General features: G+C 37.8%; 22 protein-coding genes. 4 read left to right on the top strand and 18 right to left on the bottom strand.

Annotated features, from left to right (window positions below; all coding sequences use genetic code 11):
• Positions 1–18: 18 nt before the first annotated feature.
• The 13 genes from lpxB to BTR_RS04315 all read right to left on the bottom strand — a co-directional run bounded on the left by lpxB (position 19) and on the right by BTR_RS04315 (position 14,129).
• On the bottom strand, positions 19–1,215 hold the full coding sequence (gene lpxB, locus BTR_RS04375; protein WP_012231511.1) for a lipid-A-disaccharide synthase: 1,197 nt from the start codon (positions 1,213–1,215) through the stop codon (positions 19–21).
• Positions 1,208–2,080 carry an LpxI family protein gene (locus tag BTR_RS04370; RefSeq protein WP_012231510.1) on the bottom strand — a complete coding sequence of 291 codons (873 nt, stop codon included), beginning with the start codon at positions 2,078–2,080 and terminating at the stop codon, positions 1,208–1,210. Before BTR_RS04370 ends, lpxB begins: the two co-directional genes overlap by 8 nt.
• A 14-nt stretch (positions 2,081–2,094) precedes the next feature.
• Complete coding sequence (gene lpxA / locus BTR_RS04365) at positions 2,095–2,907, bottom strand: acyl-ACP--UDP-N-acetylglucosamine O-acyltransferase (RefSeq protein ID WP_012231509.1); 813 nt, start codon at positions 2,905–2,907, stop codon at positions 2,095–2,097.
• A gap of 24 nt (positions 2,908–2,931) precedes the next feature.
• Positions 2,932–3,399 carry a 3-hydroxyacyl-ACP dehydratase FabZ gene (gene fabZ, locus BTR_RS04360; RefSeq protein WP_012231508.1) on the bottom strand — a complete coding sequence of 156 codons (468 nt, stop codon included), beginning with the start codon at positions 3,397–3,399 and terminating at the stop codon, positions 2,932–2,934.
• 1 nt (position 3,400) lies between these two features.
• Positions 3,401–4,447 carry a UDP-3-O-(3-hydroxymyristoyl)glucosamine N-acyltransferase gene (gene lpxD / locus BTR_RS04355; protein WP_012231507.1) on the bottom strand — a complete coding sequence of 349 codons (1,047 nt, stop codon included), beginning with the start codon at positions 4,445–4,447 and terminating at the stop codon, positions 3,401–3,403.
• A gap of 68 nt (positions 4,448–4,515) precedes the next feature.
• Entirely contained in the window at positions 4,516–6,912 is a 2,397-nt protein-coding gene (gene bamA / locus BTR_RS04350) for an outer membrane protein assembly factor BamA (protein WP_012231505.1), read from the bottom strand.
• Positions 6,913–7,116: 204 nt separating this feature from the next.
• Positions 7,117–8,265, bottom strand: a complete 1,149-nt coding sequence (gene rseP, locus BTR_RS04345; protein WP_038473468.1) for an RIP metalloprotease RseP — start codon at positions 8,263–8,265, stop codon at positions 7,117–7,119.
• Between the two features lie 15 nt (positions 8,266–8,280).
• Positions 8,281–9,096, bottom strand: a complete 816-nt coding sequence (locus BTR_RS04340; protein ID WP_012231501.1) for a phosphatidate cytidylyltransferase — start codon at positions 9,094–9,096, stop codon at positions 8,281–8,283.
• Positions 9,097–9,822: 726 nt separating this feature from the next.
• Positions 9,823–10,383: a ribosome recycling factor gene (gene frr, locus BTR_RS04335; protein ID WP_012231499.1), complete on the bottom strand. Its 561-nt coding sequence runs from the start codon at positions 10,381–10,383 to the stop codon at positions 9,823–9,825.
• Positions 10,384–10,420: 37 nt separating this feature from the next.
• Positions 10,421–11,140 (bottom strand): UMP kinase, encoded by a 720-nt coding sequence (pyrH, locus tag BTR_RS04330; protein WP_012231497.1) that lies wholly within the window; start codon positions 11,138–11,140, stop codon positions 10,421–10,423.
• 156 nt (positions 11,141–11,296) lie between these two features.
• A complete protein-coding gene (gene tsf / locus BTR_RS04325) occupies positions 11,297–12,220 on the bottom strand; it encodes a translation elongation factor Ts (RefSeq protein ID WP_012231496.1) in 924 nt (307 codons plus the stop codon).
• A gap of 103 nt (positions 12,221–12,323) precedes the next feature.
• The gene (gene rpsB / locus BTR_RS04320; RefSeq protein ID WP_038473465.1) at positions 12,324–13,124 is read right to left on the bottom strand and encodes a 30S ribosomal protein S2; all 801 of its coding nucleotides are present in this window, start codon (positions 13,122–13,124) and stop codon (positions 12,324–12,326) included.
• Positions 13,125–13,292: 168 nt separating this feature from the next.
• A complete protein-coding gene (locus BTR_RS04315; RefSeq protein WP_012231494.1) occupies positions 13,293–14,129 on the bottom strand; it encodes a cell envelope integrity EipB family protein in 837 nt (278 codons plus the stop codon).
• Positions 14,130–14,271: 142 nt separating this feature from the next.
• Between BTR_RS04315 and BTR_RS04310 the strand changes: the two genes are divergently transcribed.
• Both BTR_RS04310 and BTR_RS04305 read left to right on the top strand, forming a co-directional pair.
• Positions 14,272–14,733 carry a RidA family protein gene (locus BTR_RS04310; RefSeq protein ID WP_012231493.1) on the top strand — a complete coding sequence of 154 codons (462 nt, stop codon included), beginning with the start codon at positions 14,272–14,274 and terminating at the stop codon, positions 14,731–14,733.
• Positions 14,734–14,866: 133 nt separating this feature from the next.
• Positions 14,867–15,289 (top strand): HIT family protein, encoded by a 423-nt coding sequence (locus tag BTR_RS04305; protein ID WP_012231492.1) that lies wholly within the window; start codon positions 14,867–14,869, stop codon positions 15,287–15,289.
• Between the two features lie 25 nt (positions 15,290–15,314).
• On the opposite strand, the gene clpA is transcribed toward BTR_RS04305, so the two are convergent.
• A complete protein-coding gene (gene clpA / locus BTR_RS04300; RefSeq protein ID WP_012231491.1) occupies positions 15,315–17,666 on the bottom strand; it encodes an ATP-dependent Clp protease ATP-binding subunit ClpA in 2,352 nt (783 codons plus the stop codon).
• 6 nt (positions 17,667–17,672) lie between these two features.
• Positions 17,673–18,044, bottom strand: a complete 372-nt coding sequence (clpS, locus tag BTR_RS04295) for an ATP-dependent Clp protease adapter ClpS (RefSeq protein ID WP_012231489.1) — start codon at positions 18,042–18,044, stop codon at positions 17,673–17,675.
• A gap of 233 nt (positions 18,045–18,277) precedes the next feature.
• Between clpS and BTR_RS04290 the strand changes: the two genes are divergently transcribed.
• Together BTR_RS04290 and BTR_RS04285 are read left to right on the top strand one after the other, a co-directional pair.
• Entirely contained in the window at positions 18,278–19,627 is a 1,350-nt protein-coding gene (locus BTR_RS04290; protein WP_012231488.1) for a D-alanyl-D-alanine carboxypeptidase, read from the top strand.
• A 32-nt stretch (positions 19,628–19,659) separates the two neighbouring features.
• Entirely contained in the window at positions 19,660–19,938 is a 279-nt protein-coding gene (locus BTR_RS04285) for a hypothetical protein (RefSeq protein ID WP_012231487.1), read from the top strand.
• Between the two features lie 1,879 nt (positions 19,939–21,817).
• Here the strand turns inward: BTR_RS04285 and BTR_RS04280 are convergent.
• The 3 genes from BTR_RS04280 to BTR_RS04270 form a co-directional block, all read right to left on the bottom strand.
• Positions 21,818–23,209: an L-serine ammonia-lyase gene (locus BTR_RS04280; RefSeq protein WP_012231486.1), complete on the bottom strand. Its 1,392-nt coding sequence runs from the start codon at positions 23,207–23,209 to the stop codon at positions 21,818–21,820.
• Between the two features lie 338 nt (positions 23,210–23,547).
• A complete protein-coding gene (locus BTR_RS04275; protein ID WP_012231485.1) occupies positions 23,548–24,237 on the bottom strand; it encodes a nitroreductase in 690 nt (229 codons plus the stop codon).
• Between the two features lie 355 nt (positions 24,238–24,592).
• Positions 24,593–24,811, bottom strand: a complete 219-nt coding sequence (locus BTR_RS04270; protein ID WP_012231483.1) for a MerR family transcriptional regulator — start codon at positions 24,809–24,811, stop codon at positions 24,593–24,595.
• Between the last annotated feature and the right edge of the window lie 570 nt (positions 24,812–25,381).

The raw sequence follows: 25,381 nt of genomic DNA, 5'->3' as shown, positions 1-25,381 counted from the left end.
ATCAAAACATTGTTTTATTTATATAATTATGCCCCTACTTTTTAAAAGAGTGATAATTTTTTGCGCACCTATAATTCCCGATGGGATTTCAGTTTTCATTTTCTGTTCGACCACCTCAAAAGCATCGAGTTGAGCTTGGCGCAATAAAGGATTAGATAAAAGTTGTTCTATCTGTCTTGCTAACATGCCAGGACGTATAAATTCATTCAAATATTCTGGAACAATAGGCTTATCAGCAATAATATTCGGAAGAGCAGCACTCCATAACGTTATTTTAGGAAAAATAAATAATTTAGCAAAACGATCAAGTTTATAGCAAAGAACCGTAGGAACTTTTACTAAAGCTAACTCAAGTGAAACCGTTCCATGGGAAGCAAGAGCAACATCTGCTTGTGCAAAAGCACGCCATTTTTTATCTTCACCAACAACAATTTCTACTTTGCTTTTCCAGTCCTGAATAAAGTCATGGATTCTATCCACCAAATGGGGTAAAGTGGGTAAAATAATCTGTAAATGAGGAATACGTTGTACAAGAATCTCTACCGTTTCTCGAAAAATAGGCATTAAAGAAAGAATCTCTGAATTGCGTGATCCTGGCAAAATAACCAATGTAGGCGATAATATTTGTTGATCATACAAATGTCTTTGTTCTACTTGGCGCCTTTTTTCTGACTGAACTTTCAAAAGAGGAGGATACGTCGAAAGACGATGTCCAACATAGGTGGTAGCAGGACCACCCAAATCCTGCATAACCTTTTCTTCAAAAGGAAAAACCGCTAAAACATGATCAACAAATTCCCGCATAGCTTTTGCACGCTCTGGCCTCCATGCCCAAACAGTTGGTGCGATATATTTAATGATCGGAATAGAAGGCGCTAAAGCACGTACCTTTTTTGCAACACGATGCGTAAAATCAGGACTATCAATAATAATTAAACAATCAGGTTGTTCTTGTGCGATAAATTTGGATAAATTGCGAATATGGAGCAACAACAACGGTAATTTTTTCAACACCTCCTTTAAACCTATTAAACCAATATCATGGGAATCAAAAAAGCTTTTTAAACCTAAAGCCTCTAAATGCCTCCCCCCAACCCCTATCAAATGAATATTGCATCCTATTTGTTGTGATAAACAAGAAATTAAATCAGCCCCAAGAAAATCACCAGATTCCTCACCCGCAATCACAGCAATCTTTAATAAACTATTATTCATGATCACACTTTTCAAATGTTTCTATAAATAGAGAATGTTTATTGGCTTTTTCTATTGTTTTTTTCAACGATAATATTATACTTCTATTTGCTTCCACTGCAATACCGGACAAACCACTCTTTGCAGTGTTCATTATTGTCACGGGCCCAATTGATGGCAAATCAACGCGATTATCCTGTTGTGGTTTTGCACATTTAACAAGAACACCACCTTTAGGGGGAATTTGCCCTCTTTCTCGCATTTCACAAACACGCCACAACATATTATCAGTTCCCTCAGCGCCCTCCAGAGCGACCACCCTTCCTTGAACAACAACAACGGCTTGCCCGATATCCAATTGACCTAAAATTTTTGCTGCTCGTGCTGCTAAAAAAATATCTTTCTTCTCTTTCTGCGTAGCACGCCGTACTGTTAAATTAAATTCTATGGGCGCTAAAAGATCTGGGACTATTTCATGAGCACCGATAACACAAAAACCATGCTCCTCAATAAATCGTATAAAAGCTTTTAATAATGCATCGTCCCCTTTCCTCAAAGCTCCAATTAACTTAGGAAGCGCTAAAAATGTCGTCCAGTCCAGTCGTAACTGTGTAAGAAGCGGTCGCTTTTTTACACCACCTGCCAAAACAACATTATAAACTCCAGCCTCTTTTAAAACTTTAATGAGTCGCGCTAACTCTACAATTGATAGCTCGCAATGTTCATAACGATAAAGAACAGAATCTGCTTCGCCCTGCAAAAGAACAAGAAAAGGATTCTCTCCATTCTTCTCAAGAGCTTGTGCAACGGTAATCGGTAAAACACCACTTCCTGCTATAATAGCAGTGCGGCCGGAAAGAAAATTTCTGGTACCACAAATTAGCATTTTTAATCCTTACATTATTTTATTCTATCACCTCCAAATTTTGGTGTACAATAAAAACGCTTTCCTTCTTCTTTAATAAAACGAACAACGTCAGCAACAGATCGAGAAGAAGAATAGCAAGAAGCAACATCATTGACACGCTCTTTAAATGGCTTGCTATGATCAAAAAGCATGGCAACCGCATGGCGGAGTGCGTGAATATCTTGACGCTCAAGCCCTGCACGCTTCATGCCAATAATATTGAGTCCGGCAAGTTTTGCCTGCACACCAACAGCTGTTCCATAAGGAATCAAATCACCTACCAGTGCAGATACACCACCGATAAAAGCATGATGCCCAACACGAACAAATTGGTGAACAGCAGCACCACCACCGATAATCACATAATCACCAACGGTAACGTGACCAGCAATCATTGCATTATTCGCAAATGTTACATGATTGCCTACATGACAATCATGAGCGATATGCGCATAACAAAAAAATTGGCAATTATCACCAACAACTGTCATTCCCGTACTCGAATCGGAGCCTCTATGCATTGTTACGCCTTCACGGATCATACAATTTTTACCAATAGAGAGAATCGTAGCCCCCCCTTTATGTTTATTATTTTGCGGATCTGCCCCTAAAACAGCATGAGAAAATACTTTACTCTTGGCTCCTAACATTGTCTTTCCCATTATTACAACATGACTTGTCAAACTACATTCATCACCAATAACAGCCTCTGAACTAATATGGCAAAATGGCCCAACGCGTACATTCTCACCAAGCTGCGCTCCCTTCTCCACGAGAGCAGTTGGATGGATTTTCGTACCGGACATTTTAAAATTCCCATCAAATATCGTTTATTCTTCTTCAACAATCATCGCAGCAATTTCTGCTTCAGCGACGCGAACATTTTCTACTTTTGCCACACACGAAAAACGCCTCATACCCGATCTCTTTTTCAAAAGCTGAACATGAATTTTAAGCTGATCACCAGGCATAACCGGCTTACGAAATTTCGCATTATCAACCGTCATAAGGTAAACTAAATTTGTTCGCTTATTGCCTAAATTTAAAAGTGCTATTGCTCCTGCCGTTTGTGCCATAGCTTCTAAAATCAAAACGCCAGGCATAACAGGCTTTGTGGGAAAATGTCCTGTAAAATGTGGTTCGTTAATCGTTATATTTTTAATACCAATCGCTTCTTGTTCCCCATCAATATTAACGATACGATCGATCAATAAAAATGGATAACGGTGCGGTAATATTGATAGCAATTTTTCAATATCAACAGCCTCTAAATCTTTAATTCCTTCAGTGCTGATCATATCAGCTTCTCTCCTTTTTAACTTTTCCCATACTGCGCAACGTCGCTACTTCACGAAACCATTGTTTAAATGGCCGTGCTGGACTGCCTCCCCATTTTTCACCATCCGGAATGTCATTCATAACACCACTACGAGCAGCAATCTGAACACATTTACCTATTACAATATGATCTGCTACTCCAACCCCCCCTCCAAGCTGAGACATATCTCCTATAGATGTACTTCCGGCAATTCCACATTGAGCGGCAATAAGGCAATAACGACCAATTTTTACATTGTGGGCAATTTGTACAAGATTATCAATCTTGCTTCCTTCTCCAATAACAGTATCTTGAAATGTTCCTCGATCAATCGTGGTGTTCGCACCAATTTCTACACCATCCTCAATAATAACGCGACCAAGTTGTGGAATTTTTTCGATTCCAGAAATACCCCCAACATAACCAAAACCATCTTGCCCAATGCAAACACCAGGATAAAGCTGAACCGTATCACCTATTAAAGAACATTGAACGGTTACTTTAGGAGCAATATAGCAGTCACGTCCAATACGGCAATTTTCACCGATAACAGCTGTGGATGAAATAAGAGTCCCTGCACCAATCTCAACATTTCTACCGATAACAGCTCCCGCTTCAATACACACATCATGGGCAAACTTAGCCGTTGGATGAATATGCGCGTGCGGTGAAATCTCCTTCTGTCCAAACCAAGGCATTGGCTTGACAGAGTCAGGAAACAAAATACGACCAATCTGAGCAAAATCACGTTGTGGTGTGGATGTCACCAAAACTGCCATCGTGTCAGGAACTTTAAAAACAATCTCATTCGTACAAAAAACAGCAACAGCAGAACTGCCCTGTAGAGCATCAGAAAATTTCCGATGCTCCACAAAAACAAGAGAGCCTTCTACAGCATTCTCAAGCGAAGAAAGAGTATTGATAACCTTATGAGAAAACTCTGGATTAAGAAGCTTTGCACCCGTCAACTCAGCAACATTTGCAACTGTCAATTGCCGGGACGGCGTAAAAAAAAACGTATCCGCCATCAAAACACTTTCTCTCCCAGCTTAAGTTATTCTCTTCAAGTTTTTCCTTCTTAAAAAAACCACTCAAATCAAAACTTCGTAGAAATACCAAAATTCAATTGCTGCAAACGATCTCCCTCCCGCTTTGTTATTGGCCAAGCATAATCAAAACGCAAAGGACCAAACGGAGAATCCCACATCAAACTCACACCTGCAGATGAGCGCCAAGCATTTTTGGTATTGGTAACAGGCGGTTCTCCCTTAAAAACGGCTTTATAATTATTGCCATAGAGCGTAGCAATATCCGCAAATAAAGCACCACGCAATCCGAATCCTTCAGGGACAACAGGAATAGGAAACTGTACTTCAGCAGTCGCATTCATATAGGTCGTTCCCCCTAAGAAATAAACTTCACCTTTACTGGAAACCTGACGTGGACCTATCCCATTGTATTTGAACCCTCGGATCATATCAGTATTCGCTTTAAACATATCGAAAATACGAACACCTTCTTTGCCTATTTCGTGGATATAACCACCACCAAAAGAAAGCAAACCAACAATATCCTTCTGATCAGAAAGAGTCTTGTACATCATCGCCTTACCCGTGGTCTTCAAAAACTTTGCACTCCCACCAAGTCCTGCATATTCCTGAAGAAGATGCACGTACCAGCCATCATGGGGGTTTCTCATATCATCAATCGTATTATAGGTTAAACCATAACTAATTGATGAACGTTTCCAAGGACTTTGCTTCGCTGCTTGAACAATCGCACCAGAATATTTCCCATATAATTCTATTATATCACTCTCTTTGTTGAAATCATACTCTCCACCAAAGTCATATTCTTCCTGTACATAAGAATAAGCAACATTCGCAGATAATTTATTATTAATAGGAAGCGAAAACCGCAGTGATCCCCCTGTCTGTCGTACATCATAAGCTTTATCAGCACGGTAAGTGCTGCGAAAAACATCAACGCCAGCCGATAAACGGTACCCTAAGAAATAAGGATCAACAAATGATAAATTATAATTACGGGACTTTTCTTGCCCCGCTCCTAATCCTAAACGAACGTACTGACCACGTCCCCCAAGATTACGTTCAGTAACAGAAACTTCAAGGGACATACCAGGGCTTGTTCCCCCCGTTGTATATCCTCCAGAAAGAGAGAGATCTCCTGTTGAAGCTTCAACGACATCTATCACCAAAACAACCTGGTCAGATTGCTCAGTGGGAACCATTGAAATATTAACGGCTTTGAAAAAACCTAAACTTTCTAGACGACGTTTTGCTCGCTGTAATAAAGTTTGATTGTAAGCATCTCCTTCGTTTAAGTCAATTTCACGGCGAATGACGTAATCACGCGTTTTCTCATTGCCACGTATATCAATACGCTGAATATAAGCACGTGTACCTTGTTCAATGTTATATAAGATTGAAATTGTATGATTTGCTAAATTACGGTTTCCCCGTGGTTCAACTTTAGCAAAAGCATATCCCGAATCAGCAACCTTATTATTAATAATTGCAACAGATTGTTCAATATCTTCTGCACTATAAACATTACCTGGCTGGGTTTTAAGCATCCCTTTTACAGATTGAACGTCAATTCCATCAACATCACTTTCAACCTGAATATCACTAATTTTATAGCGCGCCCCTTCATCAAGAATGAAAGAAATTTTATACGTATTGCTTGCAGCATCAAAAATCGCTTTAGAAGAGACGACACGAAAATCTGCATAACCACGATTATAATAAAAGCGACGTAAAGCCTCTTCATCAGCAGCGAGGCGCTCTTCACTGTACACATCGCCTCCCAACAACTTCGAAAAAATTCCTGAAGATTTTGTTGAAATCACATCACGTAACCGGCGGCTTGCAAAGACACTATTTCCCTTAAAAGTGATATCACCAATCTTTGTTTTTTGTCCTTCAACAACATTAAACACCACATTAACACGCCCTTTTCCAAGGTTAATCGTTTGAACGTTAACAGTGATATTATTACGACCAAGCGTTTTATAAGCTTCACGAATTGTATTTATATCAGCAGAAAGCTTAGCAGAGTTAAAAGGCTCATTTGGTTTTAAAGAAATAAACCGTTTAAGATCTGGATCTTTAAAAGATTTATTTCCCTGAAATAATATTTGATTAACAACCTCATATTCTTTTACGAATACAACCAATTTATCACCGACTTGATTTATTTTAACATCATAAAATAAACCTAATTCGAAAAGATTCTTCACAGCATGATCAACATCACCACCGGAAACTCCTTGTCCAGCCTTAATACCCATATTGTCCCGAATCGCCTGAGAACTTACAAACTTATTCCCACGAACCTCAATAGAACGGACTACAGATGCTTGTATTTCTCCAACTGCAGCAATTGACATAAAAACCGCTGCTGGGGCAATCATGCCCATCTTTAACACCAACACAGATGCTGCATTTAAAAACTTTGAATTCGTAGTCATTGGCTTTTTTTACCTTACTCTTGTTCCTTGGACATGATGCCTTAAAAAGCTAACTGCCATAACAACCTTTTTACAGCGAGACTTTTTATCCCTTCATTACTCATTATAATGTACAACGCCACAATATTTTGCAGACATGGTAAACAACCTTCAATTTGTTTTTGCTATTATTACCCAATTTACAAAGCGTTTTCCATAATTTAATTAGTTAAACCAACAAAAATAATCATTAAAGAAGACAAAAATCATAAAAAGGAGAAGAAGGGAAAAACCTAAACGAAAAACAATTCCCTGAACTTTAGTGGATATTTTTCTCCCAGTAATGACCTCAATGACATGAAATAAAAGATGCCCACCATCAAGCGGTAGAATCGGAAAAAGGTTAATAAACCCAACGCTTATTGAAAGAAAAGCAGCCAAATTCAACAAAGAGATAAAACCTGCTTCGCTCACTTTCCAAGCAATCTTAACGGTTTTAGAAGGCCCACTTAGCCGACAACGATCTTCTTTTCCTCCGATCAAACGACTCATAAAAAGAAACGTTTGAGTGGTAATAAACGCAGTACGGTTTAATGCTTCTCTTATAGCTGTTACAAAACCATAGTGAATATTTTTTATATAAGTTTGATCTAAACGTGCAGGATTATTTGAATCAACAGGCACACCTACGCCGATCATAGCACTTTGTGTTCGATTCCCAAATCCATCATCTCGCTCAACGACTTTCGGAGTAATGACCGTTGTAAACACACGCCCCATGCGTTCTATTTTAAACTCTATCGGTTCTTTTCCGTGAAAAGCGACGTAATTCATCAAATCCTCAAAACTTTCAACCCGTCGACCATCCATTTCAACAAAACGGTCCCCTAATTCCAAACCGGATTGAATAGCAGGGCTATCTTTTACCAAAGAACCAACAACGGGTTCAATGACAACACGACCATACATAAAGAAAAAAAACGTTAGAATAACAACAGTAAAAAGAGCATTGAAAAAAGGACCAGCAAAAACAGTTGCTGCTTTTTTCCAAGCATGTGCATTGGCAAATGAACCATCAACAATCGGAGATGATGGGGATAATAGCGTATCGTTTTTTTCCTCATCCCCAACAAACTTTACATATCCCCCTAGGGGAATAAGCGCTAAACGCCACTTCGTGCCATGCTTATCTGTGTAACTGGCTATTTGTGGTCCAAATCCAAGTGAAAAAACTAACGCTTTAATACCACACCACCGCCCAATGAGATAATGCCCAAGTTCGTGCACAAAAATGATAAGTATAATGATGAAAAGAATACTCAAACTTCTTAAAAGAAAATCACCCATCGCGACCATATGATTTAAAAGTCCCAAAATATCTTCTCCCTATTAAATCATACTAAAAAGATTAAAAGGTGTATCCATATCAAACATCAATGAACCAATTAAATAAAGAAGACAAGTTGCCCCTACCAATCCATCCATACGATCCATAAAACCACCATGTCCAGGCAATAAAGAACTGGAGTCTTTAACAGAAAACCGTCTTTTAAACCATGATTGTCCTAAATCACTCAATTGCGAAACAACGGACAAAACAAGTGTAAGGAATGGTACAAAAAAACTTGCTAAATTTATATCAAAAAATACAAAAGCAACCCATATACCACCAAAAACACCGACAAATGTACCACCAAGTGCTCCTGACCATGTTTTATTTGGAGAAAATTGTGGTGCTAATTTAGGCCCCCCCAATGCACGTCCGATAAAATATCCACCAATGTCGGTTCCCCAAACTATCGTAAATAAGAAAATAACAACTTGGAACCCCAATATCTCATGATCCCGTAAAAAGCATAAAGCTACAACAGGAAAAGATGCATATAAAAAACCACAAAAAACCCAACCACTGTTTTTTATAGATATAATAGCCAACACCGCAGCCAATACGATTAAAACACAAAAAACCAGCACAGCAGAGACATTCAACACCAAAAAAAAGCCAAAGAGAAAATAAAAAATACCTGCTAATATCTTTTGTAAAAAACACCACTTCTCTTCAGTAATCCTCATCCACTCATAAAGAATAAAACCGCCAATACACCACGCAAACAGAAAAAAAGTGGTTCCTCCCAACCATGTCAGATACAAAGCGATAATGCCAAACACAAAAGCTGTTAAAACACGATAAACCAAATTAGACAAAACAACATCCAAACAATAAAAATAGAAAATACAAGCTCTAAAATTGATGCAATAAAAACTTCCCTACCTCGTATTTTTATTTCATACTCGTACAAGTTTCTCTTATAATTTACCATAAATGATCTCGTCTACCAAGATAGCGCTTATAAGACGAATAATCAATGAAAACAGCTTCAAAAATCTTTCTTATCAAGAGTTAATCCTAAAATAAGTTTTCAAATATTTTCTCATTTTCAAATATTTTCTCAAACGTAAAATAAAAAAGCAGCTATCTACGCCCCACATTAATCAACTATATAGGTTTCTGTATAAAAAGCTTCTCTATCAACTCTTCATCATTAAAAACGAATGACGCCCCACAACATCCGCTTTCCCCATCCTACGTGCATGTTTTATAATGGGTGGTAAGAGAAAGATTAAAGCATTATTTTTTGCGCTATATTATTATTTCCCCAAATCCATCTTAGAATATTTGAATAATCCCTCATAATATTTCTCATCATGCTGTTAAACAGTGTCCTCCAATAAAGGGCAGAATTCACTCACAAATTAAAGAATAAAAGCATCACCCTCAAATCAATCTTTCTCTTAATCAAGATGATAAAACGATAAAATAACTTCCTGCATCACACCTTGCGATCACAGTGCACATTACTCCCTGCTCTTATCCAATAAAAATAATTTACACGCTGGGAGTAGAATATTTTTTCTAGCGAAAAAACCGCCTTAAACGTGCATAATTTCAGATTCTTTTACGGCTAAAATTTTATCGATATCAGCAATAGTTTCATCTGTGAGTTTTTGAACTTTCTCGGATAAACTATGGGCTTCATCTTGTCCAATTTCGCCATCTTTTTCTAACTTTTTCAAATTGTCCATACCATCACGACGAACATGACGTGTCGCAACACGCGCTTGCTCTGCATAGTGATGCGCAATTTTCACAAGTTCCTTACGGCGCTCTTCATTCAACTCAGGCAAAGGAATACGTAAATTCGTACCATCAGTTATAGGATTCAAACCAAGACCAGAATCGCGAATAGCACGCTCAACAGCTCCTACCATCGTTTTATCCCATACAGAAACGAAAAGCATCCGAGGTTCGGGAACAGAAATATTAGCAACCTGATTGATGTGTACAACAGAACCATAAGATTCAACGGTTAATGGTTCTAATAAACTCGCCGATGCCCGTCCCGTCCGCAAGCCACCTAATTCATGTTTAAAAGCCACAATAGCGCCATCCATGCGACGTTTCAGATCATCCATAATTGATGCAACATTCATATTTCTGTCTCCTTCAATTGTCCTTTGAAGCTTATCCTTATTCCGATACCATTGTAAAGCGCCCTGTTCCATTCAAGACCTTAGCTAAACCGCCTTTTTCATGAATGGAATATACAATAATCGGTACATTGTTCTCACGGGCTAAAGTGACCGCCGTTGAATCCATAACCGATAATCCCCATTGCAAAATTTCAACATGTGTCAATTGATCAAAACGCTTAGCTGTAGGGTCTATCTTTGGATCTGCTGAATAAATACCATCGACTTGTGTTCCTTTAAGAAGGACATCTGCACCAATTTCTGCTGCACGTAAAGTCGCAGCAGAATCAGTGGTAAAAAAGGGATTTCCTGTACCACCCGCAAAAATAACAACTTTTCCCTGATTCATATAAGCTATTGCTTTACGTTGCGAGAAACTTTCACAAATTTGTGGCATCGCAATCGCAGAGAGCACGACCGTTTCAACCCCTAGCTTTGTCAATGATGTTCGCAACGCTAAAGAGTTAATAGCCGTTGCAAGCATTCCCATATGATCGCCTGTCACGCGATCCCCACCATGCGAAGCAACAGCAACACCACGAAAAATATTCCCCCCACCGATAACAACCGCAACTTCTATCCCCATTGCGCGCACTTCTGCAATATCAGCTGCAATACGGTCGACAACAGAAACATCAATGCCAAAGCTCTGCCCCCCCATAAGAGCTTCACCAGAAGCCTTTAAAAGAATACGTTTATATGGACGTGCTAATGCCATCAATAATCTCCCCAAAAGCACATTTACTTTTTGCTTTCGACACCACGAAGGGCACCACTTTTTTTCACGTGACGCCCTCACAACACTCACATTGTCTCCATCAGAGTTTCTAAAACCAATAATGATTTTAAATCTCTGATCAAGAGTTTGCAATAACTAGCCTTTTACAGCTGCTGCAACCTCTGCAGCAAAATCAGTCTCCTCTTTTTCTACACCTTCCCCGAGTGCAAAACGAATAAAGCCTGTGATTTTTGCTGGAGCACCTATTGATTTCTCAGCGTCCTTTAAAGCAGCCTCAACAGTCATATCAGGATTCATAACAAAAGCTTGAGAAAGCAAAACAACCTCTTCAAAAAACTTACGCATACGCCCTTCTACCATTTTTTCAATGATATTTTCAGGTTTTCCAGACTGACGTGCTTGATCTGAAAAAATTGCTTTTTCACGTTCAACAGCACCAGCATCAACATCCTGTGCGGTAAGCGCTAATGGATTGGTTGCCGCAATATGCATCGCGACCTGCCGACCAAAAGCAAGAGCAGCTTCTTTATTTCCCGTTGTTTCAATTGCAACCAAAACACCAAGTTTCCCAAGCCCATCAGACACACTATTGTGTATATAAGTCGCAACAACACCATTCTCAACAGATAATTTAGCGGAACGACGAAACGTCATATTTTCGCCAATCGTACCAATTGCATCTTTAATTGTAAGCTCTACAGTCTTCTCAGAGCCTGGATAAAGAGAAACAGAAACAGATTCAACATCACCTGGCGTATCTAAAGCAGCCGTTGCTACATTACGCACAATGTCTTGAAATCCATCATTGCGTGCAACAAAATCTGTTTCAGAATTAATCTCAACCAAAACTGCATGTGAATCTTTTGATACAACTCCGATTAATCCCTCAGCTGCTGTACGACCTGCCTTTTTATCTGCTTTAGCTATCCCTTTTTTACGAAGCCAATCAACAGCAGCGTCCATATCACCATTGGTTTCTGCTAGAGCTGCTTTACAGTCCATCATACCGGCGCCAGATAATTCTCGAAGTTCTTTTACTTGTGCAGCAGTAACGCTCATATTTGCCTCTTCATTCTGTAACAGTGAAAGCGTGCAAATTTCCTCTGCACGCCTATAACTTTTTCTTTAGATAATAAAAGTACCTTAACTAGGCGTTTTATAATTACTCAGAAACTGCCAAAACCGCACTTTCTTCCAAAACAGGCTCCACTTCTTCCAAAACAGGCTCCACAGGTGCATCAACTTGAGCTCCTAAATCGATACCCATTGCACCTTGCTGACGAGCAATACCATCAAGAGCAGCACGAGCAAAAAGATCGCAATAAAGAGAAATTGCACGTGAAGCATCGTCATTACCTGGTATGGGATGTGTTACGTCGTCGGGATCACAATTGGTATCAATAATAGCAATCACCGGAATACCTAAACGTTTTGCTTCTTGGAGTGCAATATTTTCTTTATTTGTATCGATGACAAAGATAAGATCTGGAACAGAGCCCATATCTTTAATACCACCAAGCGCACGATTAAGCTTTTCACGATCACGTTCAAGATTTAAACGTTCCTTTTTGGTAAAGCCTTGCGCTTCAGCAGCAAGAATTTTATCAAGCTTCCGCAAACGATGTATTGAATTGGAAATTGTTTTCCAGTTCGTCAGCATACCGCCAAGCCAACGCGCATTAACATAATATTGGGCGGAACGATTCGCTGCATCAGCAATAATTTCAGACGCTTGCCGTTTTGTTCCAACAAAGAGAATACGACCACCACGCGCAACAGTATCTGAAACAAGTTTAAGCGCTTGATGTAAAAGCGGAACGGTCTGAGCAAGATCAATAATATGAATATTATTACGCTGACCATAAATATAGGGAGTCATTTTGGGATTCCAGCGATGAGTCTGGTGACCAAAATGTACACCTGCTTCTAAAAGCTGGTGCATAGTAAAATCGGGTAGTGCCATAAATTTTATCCTTTCCGGTTCAACCTCCGCGGAAAAAGCAGGAAAACCTGCTACCGGCGGATGCTTGCTAGACTTTTCTCTCGAGATCATCTATAAGCACCCAAACTCCGCGTGTGGAATAGCGCAAACATACTAAACTTTGATTCTTTTTCAAGTCATTTTCTTCAATCATTTAATATTTGCATTTTCACATTGACCAAGATCTTTCCCAAGTTCGAGGAATTCAAGGCTGTTCAATTTTGCACGTACTGAAAAAGTTCCATAATCTATATGAAGATCACGCATGACACCATTCTCATGTAAGAGAAAACTGCTTCGATAAACCGGCAAGCCATCTTTATTTTCACTATCATCAAAATAAGAGATTGTAACAGGCCAATATTCTTCTTCATCCAATTTTCTCATTTTTTCCGTCTCACTGTCAGATAAAAGCGCCTTCTTTTCCCCTATGGCGATACTTTCTTTTATAACTTTATCTGCTTTATTTGTCCCATCAAATACAGTAGCGTTATAAAAATGATCCCCCGCTTTTGCATGGCGGATAATATTCTTTAGTTGCATCATTGGAAATTCTGCCATCGCGAGCTTATATTCTTTTTCCTTTGGCGTCTTTAAGGTAACCGTAATACCATCTTCCGTTCGCTCCGCGACCCCTTCGGCACGATGTGCAACCTCTTCTCCCTCTTGATCGGTAATATTAAAACGAAATGTACGACTATCTCCTGTTTCATAACTCGTCGTCTGTTGATCCGTTAAACGTACCGGCATATCTTCAACATGAAGACGGCTAATGAAACGAAAACGTGTGCTATAGCCTTGGCATGCCGAACCAGTAAGCTCGTAAACCATTCGCCCTGACATCCCAGAAATTGTCATTTCATGAGAAACACTATCGAGATGAAAATCATAAATTGCTCGATGAGGTGCAATAAAAATAGGCTCTTCAGCTCTCACTGTACAGAAAAAAACAATATATAAAATTATTATAAATAATGCTCTAATCATTCCCAACTTCCAAACTTTATCCCCGTTGCATAACATCATACAATAAGGCAAAAAAGGCTAATTTCTCCATTAACCACACATTTCCTTAAATTAAAAAATAGGTTATGCAATGAATATATAGAACAGCTATGGAGTTTAAATTATGACCAATGGGATTGAAAGAAACTTAGAAAAATTGGGAATCACCCTTCCGGCAGCAACGCAACCCCTTGCTAATTACATCAGCACTTCACAAAGTGGCAATCAACTCTTTATTTCTGGGCAGCTCCCTCTTATCAATGGAAAACCTATAGCCATCGGTAAAGTTGGTGCAACTGTGAATGCTGAACAAGCCCAAAAAGCATCTGAAGCTTGTGCTCTCAATATTCTCGCTCAACTCAAAGCAACGCTGGGTGATCTCAATAGAATAAAACGCGTGGTAAAAATTACTGTTTTTGTGGCTGTCGATTCTCATTTTACTGATATCCCTTTTGTCGCTAATGGAGCTTCTGATTTATTCGTCGACATTCTTGGTGAAATTGGGAAACATGCCCGTTCTGCTATTGGCGTTGCCTCTCTTCCTATGGATGTTCCTGTAGAAGTTGAAGCCATCATAGAAATCTAAATCTTCATTAAAATAGTGCGTCTCTTAAAGATAACTGAAGTCAAAATATTTTTTTGTCTTACACTCTGATAAACCTTGCATTTTTCCGTTTTGAAATTAGAATTCTAAACTTATCCATAAAGGAAATATTTGTATGAAACAAACTTATGACAATAACAATATTTTTGCTAAATTAATTCGTAATGAAATCCCTTCTGTTCGTGTTTACGAAGATGATGATGTTATTGGCTTCATGGATATCATGCCACAAGCACCAGGTCATACGTTGGTCATTCCCAAAAAAGGTTCTAGAAACTTACTTGATGCCGATACTGAAATATTATTTCCTGTTATTAAAGCTGTTCAAAAAATTGCCAATGCCGTCAAAAAAGCCTTTCAAGCAGATGGTATAACGATCATGCAATTCAATGAAGCGGCTAGTCAACAAACCGTTTATCATCTCCATTTTCATATTATACCACGTATGGAAGGAATAGAACTTACCCCTCACAACGGGGTGATAACGCCTACAGAAATACTTGAAGAAAATGCAAAAAAAATTCGTGCCGCCTTGTAACATGTTCTTAACTCGTAACATGTTCTTAAGATGTTGTGCTTTTCTTTCCTGCATGTTTTTTTGTAAAATTTTTTATTTTACTTTTCTTTGAGCCAACAGATAGATCGGAAGAAGAAATTTCTAACTGTAATCTTTCTTTTTCACCATTTGATTTTTGCGTCAATACGCGAACGATGCCACCATTGCGTAACTTTCCAAATAAAATTTCATCCGCTAATGGCTTTTTAATATATTCTTGTATAACACGGCCTAATGGGCGTGCTCCCATCTGAGAATCATATCCTTTATTGGAAAGCCATAAAGTTGCAGAAGGGCTTAATTCAAAACAGATCTCCCGATCAGCTAATTGTGCTTCAAGCTGAAAAATAAATTTTTGCACGATCTGATTGATGCTTAAGTGAGATAAAGGCGCAAACGGAATAATTGCATCTAACCGATTACGAAATTCTGGTGTAAATAACCGGTTGATTGCTTCTATATCCTCACCATCACGATGGACTTTCCCAAATCCAATAGCTGATTTTGCCATATCTGAAGCACCAGCATTGGTTGTCAGAATCAAAATAATATTGCGGAAATCAATTTTCTTGCCATTATGGTCTGTTAATCGACCATAATCCATGACCTGCAATAAAATATTAAATAACTCTGGATGGGCTTTTTCAATCTCATCGAGCAATAGGACTGCGTGAGGCTTCTGATCAACTGCATCTGTAAGGAGACCTCCTTGATCAAAACCTATGTAGCCTGGAGGGGCACCGATTAAGCGCGCTACCGTATGACGCTCCATATATTCTGACATATCAAAACGTAATAGTTCAATGCCTAAAGATGATGCAAGCTGTTTTGCAACTTCAGTTTTTCCAACACCTGTTGGTCCTGAAAATAAATAACTGCCTATTGGTTTATCTGGTTCGCGTAAACCTGCTCGTGCCAATTTTATGGATGAAACTAAGACAGAAATTGCCTGATCTTGCCCATAAACAACGTGCTTGAGCTCTCTCTCAAGCTTACTCAATATCTTCTGATCATTCCGCGAAACTGTTTTGGATGGAATCCTTGCAATTGTAGCGATAGTTGCTTCAATTTCTTTAACACCTATCGTTTTTTTACGCTGTTTTTGTGGCAAAATCTTTTGCGCTGCACCACTTTCATCAATAATATCAATTGCTTTATCAGGTAATCTACGATCAACCATATAGCGTGAAGATAATTCTACGGATGCCTTCATCGCCTGATCTGTATATTTGATCTGATGAAAATCTTCAAAGTAAGGCTTCATCCCCTGCAAAATCTTAATCGCATCAGAAACAGAAGGTTCATTAATATCAATCTTCTGAAAACGGCGCTCTAAAGCACGGTCTTGTTCAAAGAATTTTCGATATTCTCTGTAAGTCGTCGCCCCAATACACCGCATAGCTCCAGAAGATAATGCAGGTTTTAAAAGATTTGCTGCATCCATATTTCCCCCTAATGTTGCCCCTGCACCGATTAAGGTATGAATTTCATCAATAAATAAAATAGCATCTGGATATAGCTCAAACTCTTTAATAACTTGCTTTAATCGTTCTTCAAAATCGCCGCGATAACGTGTACCAGCAACGAGTCCCCCCATATCAAGAGAAAATATCGTTGCATTTGATAAAACCTCAGGCACTTGCCCATCAACAATACGCTTTGCCAATCCCTCAATAATCGCGGTTTTTCCTACTCCAGGATCACCAACCAAAAGCGGATTATTTTTTGATCGTCGACATAAAATCTGAATCATGCGTGAAATTTCTCTTTCACGACCAATTAATAAATCAATTTTCCCATTCCGTGCTTTACAATTGAGATCAACACAATAACTTGTTAAAGCACTTGTTATTCTTTCACCATTGTCTGAAATCTGTTGATCTAATTGCTCTTCAAGACCTTCAAGTAACATGGATAATCCATCATCACGCGTAATACTATGTGAAATAAAACGTACAGCATCATAGCGTGTCATTCCCATCTCCTGAAGAAAATAGGCAGCATGGCTTTCACGTTCAGAAAAAATTGCAACAAGAACATTTGCCCCTGACACTTCATCTTTTCCCGCAGATTGCGCATGAATCACCGCACGTTGGATAACACGCTGGAAGAAAGCTGTGGGCTTTGTATCCTCATCAGCTCCAATCTGTTCATCTAGCTCTGAGCGAAGATAGTTGGTTAAGCGTTCGCGCAATTCTTCCACATCTACTTGGCATGCCTGAATAACAGAATTTGCATCGGCATCATCTAACAGCGCAAGGAGAAGATGCTCTAATGTTGCATATTCATGCCGCGCTTGAGTGGCGATTGTTAACGCACGATGCAAAACTTCTTCAAGACTAGGTGTAAAAGATGGCATAATTCCTCACTTCCATTCCATTACACATTGTAATGGATGTTCATTTTGACGTGCACACTCCCTCACTTGTACGATTTTCATTTCAGCAACTTCATAAGTATAAGTTCCGCATTCGCCTATCCCATTGTGATGAACATTTAACATAATCCGCGTTGCCTCTTCGAAACTTTTTTTAAAAAAGTTCTTCAAAACGAAAACAACAAAATCCATAGGTGTATAATCATCATTAAGTAAAAGAACGCGATATAATTTAGGTTTTTGGAGTTTTGCTCTCGCCTTAGGTATTATAACCGCACTATGCCTACCTTCATCCCAATTCTTGCCTTTTTCATTATGCATAATATGAGGTATAGAGTTTATTATGAGTGTTTGTCCCATTATCGTTTTCCATAGAGCAAATTTTTTATTAATTTTAAGTTGTTTCAAAACTATTGCAATACCTCTTTCGCATCAGAAAAGACTTTCCTCCCATGATTAAGATTTAAATCATTCATAAAATAACTTCTGTAAACAAATTAGTAATACCATTCGTCTAGACTAAATTAACACATTACAGAAAAGGAAGCTGTATAGATATTTTTCAGGGGAAATGGAGAAATAGGATACGACAAGTGTATATTAACAATCAAAAAATTATGCGCTGCTATAAAAAGATAGCAATTTCTTTCATTATGTTAGTTTCTTCTTACTGTTGGGCATTTGCAACACCTCAAGGAGCCTATCCTGATAAGTATGCAGCTATTGTTATAGATGCCACTACGGGAAAAACTCTTTTTCAAGCCAATGCAACGCTGAAACGTTATCCTGCTTCCTTAACAAAAATGATGACATTGTACCTACTGTTTGAAGCTATGCAGATGCGCCGTGTGACACCTAATACTCCAATTCCTGTTTCGCATTATGCAGCAATGCGCCCACCAACAAAAATCGGATTTAAAGCAGGACAAACAATTTCTGCAGAAGCAGCCGCTAAAGCACTCATTACAAGATCTGCAAATGATGTTGCTACAGCCATTGCAGAGTATCTTGGAGGAAGTGAAAAAAATTTCGCTCGAATGATGACAGCAAAAGCGCGTAAACTTGGCATGAAACATACACATTTTGCCAATGCTTCAGGACTTCCGGATGTGCAAAATTATTCTACGGCACGAGATATAGCCACTTTGTCATTAGCCTTACGTCAACATTTTCCAAAACAATATAAACTATTCAAAACAAAAAGTTTTAATTTCCGTGGACATACGATTAATAGCCACAATAAACTCGTCAAAGTAATGAAAGGTGTCGATGGAATTAAAACAGGTTACACACAAATGTCAGGTTCTAATTTAGCAACTTCGATGCGTCTTGAGGGGCGCTCTGTCGTCGCTGTTGTTATGGGAGGTAAATCATCTACTGCACGTGATGAGCACATGGCGAGCTTATTGAATCAATATTTGCCCAAAGCAAACCAAATGAAAAGTGGGGAACGTTTAATGGCCTCTGTACACTATCAATTACCCACTGGCGCAAAGACTCCTATACCGGCTATTAAAGCTGATTCAAGCAATGTTGATGATGAAATTTCAACTATGTTGACAGCATTTGCAGAACAACCTAAAAACTCCAATATCGCAATAATGGCTGTAAATAGGGTCATTGTACCGATACCTAATCCTCAAAAAACTATACCTGTTGAGACACATAAAATTGTAAATGTTTCTTTATCTACAAATGCCGGATGGGCTATCCAAATTGGTTCTCTTCCTAGTAAAGAACAAGCAAATACTCTGCTTTTAAAAGCAAAAAATACAGCTTTTTCTACTTTAAAGAACACCTCTTCACATATGCAACTGTTTGAAAAGAATGGGCAGCGTTATTATCGAGCTCGATTTACAGGATTTCAATCAAAAAAAGCTGCATTTGATGCATGTTCTACATTAAAGAAAGCAAATTTTAACTGCTATACTGTAGCCTACTAAAAGTTTTTGAATTTTGCGTTAAGGATAGTATTATGACAGATAATGCTTTTGCTTCATTCCATGAAAAAGAAAATTTATTGAAGCAATCATCCTTCCTTTCATTACGTTCTCTTCATGCCGCTGCAGCAAAACTTGCTGATTTAAAATATAATTCAACTGCATTAGATACACAATCTCTTGTTAATCTTCTCATTTGTCAAACAATGCGCAACCGTCGACTCATGATGCCTCCTGTACGCATTCATTTACGTGTTGCGAGTCAAACTGGTAATGTTCCTATTAAAATCCGTCTAGGAGCAACAAATATTTAACTCTACAAACCTTTCTAAAAAATTATTTTATTATTGCACCATTATCTACAGTCTCAGAAAGTCCTTTAATAGACATACCTTTTTCTTAAATCGTAGGAATTGTACTGACAGCTTTTTCAAGGATCCTAATGATATTTCAAGCTTCCAAGCAAATTGTTTTTTAGAACACAAAAATACGAGATGTTTCTCAATTTTTTATTTAATATCAAAAAGTGTCCTTGATATTTTTCTGAAAAAATGCCCTCTACATGGGATCAAAGCTTTTCACTTTAGAGGTTATGGTAAAAGTACAATAAAGAGAATCCCCTTGATGACAATTCTCCCCACAATATCAATACTCTAGTAAAAAAATAATTTAAGTCCTTTTACTTTTATTTCTTTCAACTAACAAAGAAAATTTTAAAATACAAATGCTAGCGGTAAAAAAACGTAAAATAAATTATCAAATTAAATATCATGATACGATTTTAATTTATAATGATAATTTATTTTTTGCATATGCCTTAACATAGCAGCAAGTGAAATAGGACAATGATGAAGCGATGAAAATAAAATCACTTTTAGGGATGCAACAAGCTTTTTTAATTATTTTCATTGCTTCTAATGATAAAGATACAAAAAATTCTTCTTTAGCATCTCATTGACTTTTATTCCTTCATCAGAAATTATCCAATATTTCATCCCCAATTTGACTGTCACAATAACGCAATGTATGCGTACGAATGCCTGTAATAATAAACAAACGCAAAGACAAATATGGTATGGTTGTTGTTTCGCAAAGTTTTTTATAAAAAGCAGGCTCTTCTCTTCAATCTATTGCTGATAAATTTTGTGTTGTATGGAGTTGTAATCCTAAGAGAGCCCATGCTTTTTTTCTATTGCCTGTAAATCATATTCAATCCCAAAGCAGCCGCATGTTTGAGATAAATATCAGATGACTTAGTGCTTTTTCTGCTGTTTCAGCTTTTGGTATGCCAAATGAGAGCGATATTGCATATCTCTGTTTGTATAATCTCTAAAACAAGCAGAAAACCTAATGTTGGAAGAATATGAAATTTTAAAATCCTCTAACCTTGCCATCTCCTTTTAATTCAGCTTTACGGCTTTCAAAAGTATCTAAAGAAATATTCTTTAAATAAGGGAGATTATGCGTTATCTCATGCTTTTATTTATCGCATTCTCTAATGCTGTCACAACTTTCACATACGATAAAGAACCACTGGATTGCTCATTCATGAGAATTTTGACAAATATTTTTTAGCGTATACATTTTTATTTATTTTAATTTTTTTGGACAGTACAGGATTTATAAATAAAGTTGGAGAATAAGATTTTCTGAGATAGCTCTTAATTATTGCAAATTAGAGTTTCTTTTCAAGGTATTTTTTTATCATATCAGCTGTCCAAAGATCTTTACTTTTAACTTTTAAAGCTCTCTCACAACTCATCACAATCGTTTAAATTTAAAACAAATTTGCCTTGGATACTAGAGTATAATCCTCATTCCTTAAACGATATTGCTCCGAAAACTTTTAAAAGCCATAAAATCCAGCTAGAGAGTAATGAAAGATTGATCACTCATTTTACCTTACGCTTTTTTTACTTTTTCCCAATGAGACTGTTTTTCCATTTCTGAGACAAATCAAGCAGATATAAGCAATACTCTCTTCTCAATCTTGCAGGCAAAAGCTATTACTCGTTCAGAAAGCACAAACCCATTTCAAATTTATCTCAAGCATGCTGCTGAATTAAATTTGAATTTTGATTTATAAGCAACAAAAAAATACAAGCTTTCTTAGGAAGAAAAACGTGAGCCCTCCCCAAAGAGTCCAGTTATGGATAAAAAAAATACTCTAGTTCTTAACAAGAGATCACACTCTTAACAAGATATTGCGTTCACTGCAAGACCACCTTTACTTGTTTCTTTATAGCGTTCACTCATATCATGACCCGTCTGACGCATTGTCTCTATACAAGCATCAAGAGAAACAAAATGTTTTCCATTACCATGTAATGCAAGAGAAGAAGCCGTTACTGCCTTAACCGCCCCCATTGCATTACGCTCAATACAAGGAACTTGTACAAGACCTGCAACCGGATCACACGTCATTCCCAAATGATGTTCAAGCGCAATTTCCGCTGCATTTTCAATTTGAGCCGGTGTTCCACCTAACGCTGCAGTCAAGCCCGCTGCAGCCATTGAAGATGCCGCTCCAACTTCACCTTGGCACCCAACTTCTGCACCAGAAATAGAGGCATTATGTTTGATAACACCGCCGATAGCTGCTGCCGTCAATAGAAAATTATGTATTCCCTTTTGATCCGAATCATCATTAAACTGAAGATAGTAACGCAAGACTGCGGGGACAACACCAGCAGCCCCATTTGTTGGTGCTGTAACAACACGACCACCTGCTGCATTTTCTTCATTGACTGCCATAGCATAGACTGACAGCCAATCGTTTGCCCAAAGTGGATAATTGCAATTTTTCTTTTGATTCTCCAAAAGCGTTTCATGCAGCTTTTTAGCACGCCTTAGAACACGCAATCCACCAGGCAACTCACCTTCTTGTGAAAGACCTCTATCAATGCAATTTGTCATCGCTGAAAAAATTTCATCAAGCCCTGCATCCAAAGAAGAACGCTCTATCTTTGTTTCTTCATTTAAGCGCTTCATTTCAGCAATTGAAAGTCCGGATTTTTCTGCCATTGATAACATTGCACGCGCAGAATCAAAGGGATACGGTACCTCAAATGCTTCTGGTACCATATCAGCATTCATATGGCTTAACTCATCCTCAGTAACAACAAAGCCACCACCGATAGAATAATAAATCTGCCGCAACAGAACATTCCCATCCGTATCAAGTCCTTCAAATGCGAGTCCATTCGTATGTCCAGGTAAAATTTCTTTTCGTTCAAAAATAAGATCACATTGCAAATCAAACTGATAAGCTGGATGGCCTTCTGGTTGCACTTTTTTTTCACGGATAACTTTTTCTAACAGAAATTCCATATTATCAGGATCAACAGTAGAAGCCTTTTCTCCTAAAAGCCCTAATATAATAGCCCTATCTGTCGCATGACCAATACCCGTGAAAGCTAAAGAACCGTAAAGATAAACACGTACATGAGAAACTTGAATATCGGATGATTGAGAAAAATCTCGTATCTTTTGCAAAAACATATTAGCAGCCGTCATCGGCCCCATCGTATGTGAGCTAGAAGGACCAATTCCAATTTTAAAAAGTTCAAAAACAGATAAAAACACGCATCACCTCAAAACTCTAGTATGGTTTGAGCATACGCTTTCATAACGTTTGTCCCGTTTAAAATCAAATTGCGAGATAAACTAAAAAAATAACCGCAATAAACACGAATGTCGCTCGTCTTGCTACCACCCAACACTTTCTTTCTATAGTGCTTTCCATAGTCAACCTTCAAAATGGACAATGCCCCTAGAGTCATCACTCTCTTAATTTTCTAAGCGTAGTAAAATAAGTGTTAATATGCAATACTGAATTCAATAAGAATGTGGAATTCTTACCGGAAAGATTTTTCATAATACAGCAAGTTCTTCAAAATACATGCTTAATTATGTAAAATATTTTATGGGTATGTTTCAATGAAACGCACAAAGTTTTCTAACGGTTCTCGTTCTGTCTTGAAATTGTTTTCTGGAGCATTCATATCGCGATAACCAAGTGCCATACCACAGATAATATGACGATCAGAAGGAATCGATAAAAGTATACGAATCTGTTTATGATAATCAGCAAAAGCTGCTTGGGGGCAAGTATCTAATCCGAATCCACGTGCTGCTAACATGATAGTCTGCATAAACATGCCCAAATCAAGCCAACTCCCCATTTCCATGTCGTGATCCATTGTAAACAAGAATCCTACAGGTGCATCGAAAAATAAAAAATTTCGCGCCTTTTGATGAAGCATTTTTTCTTCATCACCTTTTTGAATTCCAAGACTCTGATAAAGATCCAAACCAACTTTGCGACGCCTTGAAAGATAAGGCTCACGCCACTGACGTGGATAATACTGATATTCACGCTCTCCTTTTACACCTGAAAGCACAAGTTGTGAAAGCTCTTGCCCTACTTTCTGCAATACACTTCCCGTGAGCACAATCACTTGCCATGGCTGAATATTTGTTCCAGATGGTGCACGGGCTGCAAATTTTAAGATTTCTTTGATTGTTTCCAGACTCACTGGCTGATCAGTAAAAGCGCGAATTGACTTTCGCGACAAAATAGATTGAAAAATACTCATGGGGGAAACTGCCATTGTCTTTACTTTCTTTATGAAAAATATTTCTTATCTACCAAGAACAATATATTGCGAAAATATCTTTTTTGCTTTTTTTTCACACGCTCTATTTCTTCAAATGTCTTACACATCTCATGCAGCGTTAAAGCCCTCACCCCCCACTAGGAGTGCACGACCTATCTCTTTTAATAGCAAGAAAATTGTCTAAAAGTAGATGAAATGAATTTCATAATCAACGATTACCCCCCAACTCCGCTAAGCTCTCAAAAAAAATCTCCTCAATTCATCCTAAATCCTGTAGAAGATCATCAATATCATGCTGCATCTTCTTTAAATCAGCTCGTTTTTTTGTGAATTCCTGCAATTAATTTCTTCAGCTTTTTTCATCATCAGGTGGTTTTCCAACTATAGCCAACATATCAGATATTCCAGACAATGAAAATTTAACTCTTTTAGCACGCAGTATTTGTTTTAACTTATGACGATCCGTTTGTGTATAAAGTCGTGTACTTCCACGTCTGAAAGGAATAAGAAGCCCCTCTTCTTCATAATAACGCAGAGTTCGAGCTGTTATTGAAAACTCACACGTCACAATTCTCCAATTGAATAATATTCGTACGTTTTATCATTCTGTCTTCATAGACCACATTGTTATGAGAAATATTTCTATTTTTTTATAAAAATTTAGTTAAGCATTCTATCCTCTACTTTCCCGCACTCTAAATATAAAGGCTCACATGCTTATCATAGAAATATTATAATAGAAAAAAACAATTATTTTTTAGATTACAGAAAAGACTATTTGTCTTTCATTATAAGACCTTTTAAATCTTTATAGAAGATATCAATCAAAAACTTTCTTAAAATTTGAAATTAGTCATTATCTCACTTGTAGAGAATCCTCTCTTTTTCTTGAAATATGGCTTCTAGACTTCATATGTCTTGGAAAAAATTTCTATACTGTCTTCAGACATAAGAAAACTTTAAAATGAAGCAACAAAAAAGATAAGCATCATTACCAAATAATAAATGACTAAGAATATTTGAAACACTATCAGCATATAATTTTTTATTAATATATTTTTCAGGGAAATATGCAACTTCCATATTTTGAAATAAAAAACGTCTGAACTTCCTTATTCAGACGTTCTTATATCATGTG

Origin of the sequence: Bartonella tribocorum CIP 105476, from assembly GCF_000196435.1 — a bacterium.
Lineage (GTDB): Bacteria > Pseudomonadota > Alphaproteobacteria > Rhizobiales > Rhizobiaceae > Bartonella > Bartonella tribocorum.
The sequence above is the reverse complement of the archived record's forward strand: the minus strand, read 5'-3'. Positions and strand labels throughout refer to the sequence as shown.